Consider the following 10,554-nt stretch of genomic DNA (forward strand, 5'->3'; position numbering starts at 1 on the left):
GTATTAGAAGCTGGTATTATCGGTAAGTTTCTTAAGAAATGCTATGATTTCTTTCTTTTCTTTTTGAGTTAAATTTAATTTATCAAATGGGAGTGTTTGATTTGGGATATCCATTCCCAATCCTACACCGCCTCCTTCATTGTAAAAGTCTATCACCTCTTCCAATGTTTTGAATACTCCATTGTGCATGTAAGGTGCGGTCATGGCGATGTTTCTGACGGTCGGTGTTTTAAAGGCATTTTTATATAAATCCAGTTTTCTTAAATCATATTTCCCTAAGTCCGGATCTATCTTTTTGGAATCAGGCGTAGAAGGAACTCCGATAATCTCTGTTTCAATAGTTTTGAAATCAGGTGGAACTGTGCCATTGAATAGTGGCGTAAAATGACAGGTTCCGCATTTTCCTTTTCCCATATATAGATTAAACCCCTTTACTTCTTCAGGGTTCAATTGTGATTTATCTCCTCTGACATATTTATCGAATGGAGAATTTAGACTGCTTAATGTTCTGATATAACTTCCTAATGCATTCCGGATATGGTAATCATTGATAGGATCTGCATCATTGGGAAAGGCTTTTTTGAACAATAGTACATAGTCCTTATTCTTTTTTAATTTTTGCCCTGCTATAGGCAATGAACCATGCATTTCGTCTTTATTGTTGATTACCTCTGTCGCCTGATCTTCGAGATAACTCACACGATTATCATAGAATAATGCGGGCTGAAAACCAGCATTCAGTAATGTAGGTGCGTTTCTGCGAACTTGTGATCCGTCTAGCGCATCACTTTTCATTTTCCCATCAGTAAATGCCATTTCCGGCCTATGACAAGAGCCACAAGAACGATTTCCTGCACCGGACAGAATTGCGTCGTAAAAGAGTTCTTTACCCAATTCAGATTTTTCCTTGCTTGAATGCGCGTCATAACTTGCTGTGTAATAATTGGCATCGAAAGCATCTTTATCAAATAATGTTTTCGCGTTGGCTCTCAATGCTCTTAGATCTTTAAATTTTTCATTTCCAAGTGCCATTGACGCATCTAAAATAGAGGAAGAAATTGGATTCCCATAAGTCGTGATAAAATGCATTCTGTCAAAAGAATTGAAATCTTTGCTGGCAGTTAAATAAGTTATAGCTTTTTTTAGTGAGGATTGAGCCTGTACTAAGATTGCTCTTTTATCTCCAATAAATTCAGGTTCATATAATTTGAGTACTTTTTCTATAGAATTAAGGGCTGAAGCGCCTTCTGCCATTGAGTTTTGTGCTATTGGAGCATCAAATCCAGAAATGCCTAAAGTAATGATCCTGAATACTTCTAGTCTCAGCGCATCAAATATCTGCTCATTAGCGAGCTCCTGATGAGTTGCCATTGATTTTAACCTAACCAGATTTGCCTTCAATATGCCAACTTGTTCAATTAATTCCTGTTTCTGACTGTGATTGTATTCTGGAAATAAATAAGGTTCTATCATTTGAAAACCTTCCGGTTGATCGATCTTATGTTGATCATTGTCATCCATGGAAGGAATTGGGGCGCCGTTGATGGCTTTTGCGGTTAGCGGATTATAATATTCTGCTAAAAATTCAACTTTCTTATAGGCTATTCTTGCTGATTTAAATAAAACCTGCAGTTCATTGGAAGTACCATTGTTCTGAATTTTCGTGTCTAATTGTTTAATCAGGGTGTCTGTGGCGTCAATTTGATCAAGGTAATAGGCGCGAACCTGTTGTGGTGTCGTCTCTTTCTGTTTTGACATACAAGCCATCCAGCCGATCAAAATTATTAGAAAGCCATATACATAAATTTTCTTCATTTGAATAAATAATAAGATCCCCCAATTATAAATCAGGGGATCTATGGTTTCAATAGATCTTAAAAATAGAAGTATTAAATGCTTATTTAGGAAGGCCTTTGATCAAGACGATCTGACTTCCCTGATCTTCCTGAGCACGTTTTGCTCCTCCGTCTTTACCTTTGAAAGCAGCATCTCTCCATGAATGAGGCTGGATGGCAAGACTGAAGGTATTAGGAATTCCGATAACATCTGAAATGTCTACCAGAGAGCCATATTCCCAGTTTCCTTTATCCGAATTGGCTTTGAAACGGGAATTTGGTTCATCCCTGCGATGATCTATTTCAACTACCTTTTTTAGTTCCTTTGTTGCAATATTATATTGATAAATATAGGCATCATGCGTTTCACCACCATAGGTGTTTGAATCTTCCTGGATGTAAACGTAATTTGTTGTTACACAAATGTTATCTGGGTTTTGAAAGTCTTTTGCTGGGCCGTTATCATCATCGCCATCAAGGATACATTCCAGCTTCCCTTTGGTAGGATCTGTTGCGTTTAATGACAATTTATAGGTACGTCCGTATGTTGTTCTTGATTTATCTGCATTTACGCCTGTAGCTGCTTGTCCGGTTACATTGAAGTAAAGTTCACGGGAGTTTTCAGCACTGCCTTTGCGGTAATCTAAATCTTCAACCCTACCAAATTTAATTGCTTTCAGAGGATCTACCAAAGCCTGAATCTGTGCTCCGGTAATCGTTTTGTGGTTCTCGATTTTAACAAACTCAACATCGTAAGAACTTCCAACTTTCATATCGGTTTCTTTTTGATTGCCGTCGGTACGTTTTAACATGTATTGAGTACCATTGTCTAAATCCCCAACAGTATTAGCGACATAAAGAACAACTTGTCCTCCCGATACGTCATCAGCATCCTCACCAAGGATAATAACAGTTTTGCCCTGATAAGCATTTTTATTCAGTGGAACTGCATTTTCGCCACTCCAGTGACCAAGCCCACCTGTCGCGGTATTGGTTTGTTTTCCAGTAGCCAGTGGATTGATTCGGTGAGTTTGTGCTTCGACCGCACTTTCACCTACACTTAAGTAGAGTGGGCCAAATCCATTTTCTTCCTGTGTTGCCATTGTTCCAGAGCATAAGCGCCATTGACCACCATCAGAATCCAAAGTGTATTCTCCTTTAACCGGTTTGAAGTTTTTATCCAATGAGATTCTGGACACAGAATAGTTATCTTCATTATTAACCATCATGATAAAGCCTCCCTGAGGATTCTTTATCGTTCCGGATCCATCTGCCGAGCCACCAAATACAAAATTCGGCGATTCTGGAAATTTATCCTCGCTGCTAAATAGGGAGAATAATTCCAGGTTTTCAAATCCTGCTAATTTTTTCAAAAGTACAGGGGTCTGTGAATAATTTTGAAGTTTGACTTCAGTTTCCTGGGATACAGGGTTTTTATTGTCTTTAGAACAAGCTGCAATTAACGTCGAAACAGCAACGAAACCTGCGATAGCAACTGCGGTGGTTTTTCTTAAACAACTAATGTTTGTAATCATGGTAAATTTGGTTTTTTAGTTGATCGAAATTAAAAGAAGGGTATTAATTGCAACTTAATTACATATTAACAAATGGTATCTGTTACCTCTTTTTTTAAAATGTTGGTTGTCGAAAACATGACTCAAATTTTATTAATAACAAAAGGGTCCTTCCAATATTGGAAGGACCCTTTTGTTTAAGCTGATCAGTATATTTCCTTTAAAAGAATGTTATTCCCATTTAAAAACCTTCACCGCAACCGCATATATTCCGATACCCCAGATCACCATAATCAAAATCTGATGTTTCACATCCCATAATCCTGCACCTTCAAACGCCACCTTTCTCATCGCATCATTCAAATAAGTCAGCGGTAATGCCCTGCTGATCGGCTGAAGCCAGGTCGGGAAAGCATCTATAGAGAAAAATGTGCCCGACAGCAGGAACTGAGGCAGGGTAATGATATTTGCGATAGGAGGAATGGTGCTTTCACTTTTAGCGATTCCGGAAACCACAAAACCGAAGCCCATAAAGACGATCAGTCCGATAATGGCAAGCAACAGCATGTTTAATACCGTGACTGCGCCATTGATCAGTGTAAAATGGAAACAGAAATGACCAAGCAGGATAATGAATACTGCACCCAGTAAAGCAAAACCTATCCTTGCGATTCCTTCTCCAAAGACAATACTTGATTTCCTTACTGGTGTAGCAAAGAACCGTTTGATCACCAGGGTCTGGCGTAAACTAAAAAAGACGAAAGCTGTACCAAAAACACCGGTGCTTAACAGCGAGAAGCCTAATTGTCCGGGCAAAATGAAATCTATCGTCCGGTAAATCCTTCCCTGTACCGTACTTTCATTCAGCTGTGCTACGGTAGGCATGACATCTTTGGTGTTTAAGGTATACATCAGGTTGTGAATCACAGACTTCAGGATATTCCCTTTATCTAAAGAAGCAGAGGTGTATTTAATATCAGCCAGGTAAGCGGGTTTTACGGCTGGATTCTTTTGTACATCAATTACGGCGTCAATATGACCTTTCTCCAGCTCTGTTTTAATGTATACTGCATCTTTGTCCTTGATGATATGGACCATTGAAATATCTTCCAATGATTTGATGATTGGATTTTGAAGGTCAGAACCCGGAGCGATGGCCAGGTCTACTTTCACTCCTCCGCCACCCAGAAATCCGAAGACCAGGATAAAGACCAGGGGAAAAGCAAGGGTAAATACCACTGCCGAGGGGCTACGCATAATCGAACGGAAACTTGCTTTCGCAAGGGCCAGAGTGGCTTTAGTATTATTGTAAGGTTTACTCATGTATCTTTTTTAATTGTCTTCTCTCCACTCTTTTCCGGTCAGGTTGATGAAAACATCTTCCAGATTGGCTTTTTTAACTTCTTTCTTACGCTCGAAACCGCTATTGATCAGCTTGTCTATTAAATTATCCGGAGTATCCAGGGCGATGATCTCTCCACGTTCCACAAAGGCCACGCGGTCACATAGCTGCTCGGCCTCATCCATATAATGGGTTGTGAGGACTACTGTTGTTCCGTTGTTTCTGATGTCAATGATCAGGTCCCATAAGTTCCGGCGTGCCTGCGGATCAAGTCCGGTAGTCGGTTCATCAAGGAAAATGATCTTTGGAGAGTTGATGAGGGTGGTGGCGATGGAGAAGCGTTGTTTTTGTCCGCCGGAAAGCGCTTTGTATTTTGCTTTAGCCTTGTCCTGAAGGTTTACTTTTTCCAGCATTTCCATCGGCTTGATGTCTACACCGTAAAGGCCGGAGAACAATTCCATGAGCTCTACCAGGTTAAGGTTTGGGTAATAGCCTGCTGCCTGAAGCTGTACACCAATGATTCTTTTAATTTTACTGGCATCTTTATCTACGGAATATCCATCCACTACAATCTCTCCGGAGGTTTTCTCACGAAGGGTTTCTATGATTTCTAAAGTGGTGGTTTTTCCTGCTCCGTTCGGGCCAAGGAGGCCGAAGATTTCGTTTTGATATACATCAAAGCTGATGCCTTGTACTGCGGTAAAGTCGTCGTATTTCTTAACGAGCTTCTTTACACTGATAATGGCATTGGGTTTGTCCATGTTATAAATGTAAGAAGGTTTAGAAGAATAGAAAACCTAATCCTTGCTAAACCTTCGAATATGTCGGTAAAATGATGTTTAACTCCTAATTACCAGGCGAGTTCGCCTTTGATCATCTCAATGAAATCATCAAACAGGTAACGTGAATCATGTGGGCCTGGAGAAGATTCCGGGTGATATTGTACAGAGAATGCTTTTTTACCTTTTACCCTGATGCCCTCAATACTCTGGTCGTTCAGGTTGATGTGGGTGATCTCTACTTTGTCAGAACTTCTTACTTCTTCAGGAACAACGCCAAAACCATGGTTTTGAGAAGTTACTTCGCAGTGATTTTTGATGATGTTTTTTACCGGATGGTTTAAACCTCTGTGTCCGTTAAACATTTTCATCGTTCCGATTCCGTTCGCCTCTGCCAGTAACTGGTGACCTAAGCAAATTCCGAACAATGGTTTATCTGCAGCCAGGATCTGTTTAACCGTCTCAATTGCATAAGGCATTGCCGATGGATCACCGGGGCCATTAGAGATAAAGTAACCGTCAGCACCCCATTTGTCCATTTCTTCAAAGCTTGTTTTAGCCGGGAATACCTGTACATAGATGTCTCTGTCGTCGAAGTTGCGAAGGATGTTCTTTTTAATTCCAAGGTCTAAAGCTGCAATTTTATAAGTTGCATCAGGAGAACCGTAGAAATAAGCTGCTTTTGTAGATACCTGAGAAGACAATTCCAGTCCGTCCATAGATGGAACTTCTGCTAATTTAGCTTTCAGCTCTTCAAGGTCAGTGATTTCGGAAGAGATAATGGCATTCATTGCACCTTTATGTCTGATATGACGCACCAAAGCACGGGTGTCGATATCAGAGATTCCTACAATGTTTTCATTTTGAAAATAGTCCTGAATAGATTCAGAAGCTTCTTTACGGCTAAATCCGATGTTGTAGTTCTTACAAACCAGACCTGCAATTTTGATGCTGTCAGATTCTATTTCTTCTCTATGGATTCCATAATTCCCAATATGCGCATTGGTGGTGACCATGATCTGTCCGAAGTAAGAAGGATCAGTGAAAATTTCCTGATATCCTGTCATTCCGGTGTTGAAACAGATCTCTCCGGTAGTTGTGCCGATTTTTCCCGCAGCTTTTCCGTAGTAAACGGTGCCATCAGCCAATAACAAGATTGCAGGTAACTTGGTGTAGTTAGTCATTGTGTGTATAAAAATGAGAAATTATGGTGAAAAAAGAGAAAAATGATGGTTTCTGTGTGATTTTGATATCACTTCTGTAGTTAACAAATGTGCTGTTAAGTAACCCCTTCATTTCGGGATACAAAGATACGTTTTTGATGATTTAAATCAAGACTTTTTTTTACATTCTGTGAGAGACAAGGGAATACATTCCCGAATAGGGAGAAGAAGCCGCACCGGATTCTGTCACAAAAAGAATAAAACTCGCTTTATTTCGGATGTAAAAACTAATTTTGCCCAAACTAAAATATAAAAACATGTCTGTAAATAAAGAAGTAAAACGGATAACTACCCATATTTTGCAAGCAATGAAGCAACGTGGTGAAAAGATCGCGATGCTAACTGCTTATGACTATTCTATGGCCACCATCCTTGATGATGCCGGCTTAGATGTATTATTGGTTGGAGATTCCGCTTCCAATGTTATGGCGGGACATGAAACTACCTTGCCGATCACGCTGGATCAAATGATCTATCATGCGCAATCTGTGGTAAGGGGAGCTTCCCGTGCTTTAGTCGTAGTTGATCTTCCTTTCGGATCGTACCAGGGAAATTCTAAAGAGGCATTGAATTCTGCAATCCGCATTATGAAAGAATCCGGTGCACATGCCGTGAAGATGGAAGGTGGAACAGAAATCGTGGAGTCTGTACAAAGAATCATCACTGCCGGAATTCCTGTGATGGGACACCTGGGCCTGACGCCTCAGTCTATTTATAAATTCGGAACCTATACGGTAAGGGCAAAAGATGAGGCTGAAGCTGATAAACTGAAAATTGATGCAAAAGCATTACAGGAAGCAGGATGTTTTGCAGTAGTATTGGAAAAGATTCCTGCAGCACTTGGTAAAGAAGTTTCCGAATTCCTGGATATTCCTACTATAGGAATTGGTGCCGGGCCGGACTGCGACGGACAAGTATTGGTTGTAAATGACATGATCGGTTTAACAAAAGGATTCAAACCACGGTTTTTACGTCAGTATGTAAATCTGTATGATGGTATTTTAAATGCAGCACAGTCTTATATTAAAGATGTGAAATCAAATGATTTCCCTAACGAAAAAGAGCAATATTAATCAGAGCTTGAAATTGCTCCAACTACAAAGATGCCAATAACAGCAAAAGATATACTTTATGAAGACAATCACCTGATCGCGGTATGTAAGCGGGCAGGTGATATTGTCCAGGTAGATGAGACAGGGGATGAGCCGCTGGACGAAATGGTTAAAAAATACCTGGCCAAAACCTATAACAAACCAAACAGTGCTTTCCTGGGCGTAGTTCACCGCCTGGACAGACCCGTAAGTGGTGTGATTCTGTTTGCCAAAACGAGTAAAGCACTGGAAAGGATGAATGCCGTTTTCAAAAACAGAGAGGTAAAGAAAACCTATTGGGCGGTGGTGAGAAATAAACCTGCAAAAACTTCCGGTACTTTGGTGCACTGGCTGGTTAAAAACCCGCAGAAAAATGTCGTTACTCCACATAATGTGGAAGTAGAGGGAAGTCAGCGTTCAGAATTGAGCTATCGGTTAATCGGAGAGCTGAATGGCTATTACCTGATTGAAGTTGATCCGCTTACGGGAAGGTCACATCAAATCCGGGTGCAGCTTTCTACTTTAGGTTGTCCGATTGTAGGGGACAACAAATATGGTTATCCAAGGGGAAGCAGAAAGGGAAGTATTTGTTTACATGCCCGCCGACTGCAATTTATCCACCCGGTAAAGAAAGAACCTGTAAATATTTTCGCCAAACTTCCGGTGGATGGTTTTTGGGAAAAGTTCGAGAACATGTAAGAACCGTAATTCAGGATAAATACTTTTTGAAGAGTATCTATCCTGAATGGGATTACGATCTAAAAGCGTTTATAATTTAATTGGTTAATTAAGTTTGGTGATTAGTACAATGCGGCAACAGCTGCTTTGTCTTTTGCAGACAATACAGAAGCACCTGATCCACATTGACCGCCGTTCATTAATGAAAGGGCATCAGTTCCACCTACTCCCGGTACATTGATGGCACCACTTTCTCCGATAGCTGCCCAGTTGGTATGTCTGAAAGAGATGTTATGTCCTAATTCATGACAAATGGTTCTTGCACGCTGAGCAAAACTGTTGGCTAAAATATAAGCTTTGTTAATTCTGATCAGGTTCCCGGCAAGTCCTCCTGAAGGAAAAGTACCGGAACCACAAACACCATTTCCAAGATTCACATTCGTAATGCGGATATCATAAGGGGCAGCGGTTACTATTTTAAACTTTAACGCTGAACCGGCTACAGCGTTCCACTGAGCAACAGCAGAAGCAACTTCTGCGTTCATACTGGTCATGGTAGCATCTACAAATACTTTAATTGCAATTGCATTTGCCGGGCTTACTAAAGTACCGGTATAATACTGCTCTAGTTTCGGACTGCCGTCCGTAGTCGGAACTTCCATGTCTTTAGGGAAACTGATGTCTCCTTCTACCATGTATTCCGCTCCAAGGTCAACAATACTGCTGGAAGGGAATCCCAGACTGGTAATGTAATTGAAGACTTTGTCTTTTTTTACTACTGCTTCTTCCTGAGCAGCGGGTGCATCTTTGGTTTTAGAGCACGATGAGATCGCTAGTGCAACAAGTGCAATGCAAGCGACGTTTTTTAGATTTTTGATCATAATAGGGATGAGGTTAGTTAGATCGTAATAATCTAATATAAGAATATCTCTTTAATAAAAAATGTTGTTAAAAAAATATTTTATTAAATAATACTGAAAATGTATATGTTAATGTTACACTAAGCTGTACCTATTTTCTCTGTGTGAAATGCAATGTGTTTCCGGTTTTTCTTGTACAGCTTTATTGAAATCAAGATTTTGACTTTTTTTAAGAGCGGGCAGAAACTGGAAAATATCAGCATATTTTACCTTGAAATTTTTTATTTTTTAATTCGACAATCTGGTTGATTACTAAGGGTATATGGCTGAATTAATCTTGTTTGTGATTGTTTAATTTTAGTTAATTAACCTATTGTAAACCAAATTATTAAACGATTATGAAATTAATGCCATTATTCAGCGCTGCAGTGCTTTTGTCTTTTTTACAGTTGTCCTGCAAAAAGAATGAAAATCCGGTAACCCCGCAGGAGCAGGTTGCTGCAAAGGTACAGATGTCTGGCCAGGAGGCCGGGATCAGTTCCCTGACTACCGGATGGACGCTAACACCTTATACCTATACTATCCAAACTCCACATGATCTGCCACAGTCCGACCGCTATACCTATTCCGGCGGACAGCATACGTTCTGGATCTACCCTGACGACAGCCCGCATACCCCAACCAGCAATACCGGACCAAGGTCTGAGTTCAGAATGAAAAATGATTATTTGTTGGGTAAACACCAGTTTGAAGGAGATGTATACATTGTTCCCGGTTCAACAGGAACAGATGTAATGCAGGTTTTTGGGGGAGTAAGCAATTCGACATCTTTTATGATGAAAGTGTTCTCTGCAAATAACGGGACCCTGAAGCGTTATGGCAGTCAGACGCTGATGACCAATGTCTACAACAGATGGATCCATGTGAATGTGCAGCACGATGCAGACAATGGTAAAATCTATGTGTATCTCGATAATGCACATGTTGGTACCTTCGACGACCGTGGGCAGGCTACCCATTACTTCAAATGTGGCACTTATAACATTGAAGGTAACCGCTCAGAAACCCGATGGAAAAACATCAAATACTGGAAGAACGGCCCGATCGGCGTTCTTTAAAAAAAAGCGGGCAGTCTAATGAAGTGAACCCCAAAAGTTGGACAAAAACTTTTGGGGTTTATCATTTATGGCAAAACACACATTTGAGGAGAAGCTCGATATAGTTTCTCAAGT

General features: G+C 40.4%; 9 protein-coding genes. 3 read left to right on the plus strand and 6 right to left on the minus strand.

Annotated elements, in window-relative coordinates:
• Nucleotides 1-3 precede the first annotated feature (3 nt).
• The 5 genes from BLQ87_RS27965 to carA form a co-directional block, all read right to left on the minus strand.
• On the minus strand, nucleotides 4-1,815 hold the full coding sequence (locus tag BLQ87_RS27965; protein ID WP_074612201.1) for a cytochrome-c peroxidase: 1,812 nt from the start codon (nucleotides 1,813-1,815) through the stop codon (nucleotides 4-6).
• A gap of 82 nt (nucleotides 1,816-1,897) precedes the next feature.
• Nucleotides 1,898-3,370 (minus strand): PhoX family protein, encoded by a 1,473-nt coding sequence (locus tag BLQ87_RS27970; RefSeq protein ID WP_074612202.1) that lies wholly within the window; start codon nucleotides 3,368-3,370, stop codon nucleotides 1,898-1,900.
• A 210-nt stretch (nucleotides 3,371-3,580) separates the two neighbouring features.
• Complete coding sequence (locus BLQ87_RS27975) at nucleotides 3,581-4,672, minus strand: ABC transporter permease (protein WP_074612203.1); 1,092 nt, start codon at nucleotides 4,670-4,672, stop codon at nucleotides 3,581-3,583.
• A gap of 9 nt (nucleotides 4,673-4,681) precedes the next feature.
• The gene (locus BLQ87_RS27980) at nucleotides 4,682-5,452 is read right to left on the minus strand and encodes an ABC transporter ATP-binding protein (RefSeq protein WP_074612204.1); all 771 of its coding nucleotides are present in this window, start codon (nucleotides 5,450-5,452) and stop codon (nucleotides 4,682-4,684) included.
• A gap of 89 nt (nucleotides 5,453-5,541) precedes the next feature.
• Nucleotides 5,542-6,654, minus strand: coding sequence for a glutamine-hydrolyzing carbamoyl-phosphate synthase small subunit (gene carA, locus BLQ87_RS27985; protein WP_074612205.1), 1,113 nt, complete (start codon nucleotides 6,652-6,654; stop codon nucleotides 5,542-5,544).
• 296 nt (nucleotides 6,655-6,950) lie between these two features.
• Here carA and panB point away from each other — a divergent pair, with 296 nt between their 5' ends.
• Together panB and BLQ87_RS27995 are read left to right on the plus strand one after the other, a co-directional pair.
• Nucleotides 6,951-7,766 (plus strand): 3-methyl-2-oxobutanoate hydroxymethyltransferase, encoded by an 816-nt coding sequence (panB, locus tag BLQ87_RS27990; protein ID WP_074612206.1) that lies wholly within the window; start codon nucleotides 6,951-6,953, stop codon nucleotides 7,764-7,766.
• Between the two features lie 30 nt (nucleotides 7,767-7,796).
• Entirely contained in the window at nucleotides 7,797-8,483 is a 687-nt protein-coding gene (locus BLQ87_RS27995; protein WP_074612207.1) for an RluA family pseudouridine synthase, read from the plus strand.
• Between the two features lie 101 nt (nucleotides 8,484-8,584).
• On the opposite strand, the gene BLQ87_RS28000 is transcribed toward BLQ87_RS27995, so the two are convergent.
• Complete coding sequence (locus tag BLQ87_RS28000; RefSeq protein ID WP_074612208.1) at nucleotides 8,585-9,343, minus strand: M57 family metalloprotease; 759 nt, start codon at nucleotides 9,341-9,343, stop codon at nucleotides 8,585-8,587.
• Nucleotides 9,344-9,720: 377 nt separating this feature from the next.
• On the opposite strand from BLQ87_RS28000, the gene BLQ87_RS28005 reads away from it, so the two are divergent.
• Nucleotides 9,721-10,440 carry a polysaccharide lyase family 7 protein gene (locus BLQ87_RS28005; protein WP_074612209.1) on the plus strand — a complete coding sequence of 240 codons (720 nt, stop codon included), beginning with the start codon at nucleotides 9,721-9,723 and terminating at the stop codon, nucleotides 10,438-10,440.
• Nucleotides 10,441-10,554 lie beyond the last annotated feature (114 nt).

The sequence above is a fragment of the Pedobacter steynii genome, assembly GCF_900103665.1.
Lineage (GTDB): Bacteria > Bacteroidota > Bacteroidia > Sphingobacteriales > Sphingobacteriaceae > Pedobacter > Pedobacter steynii.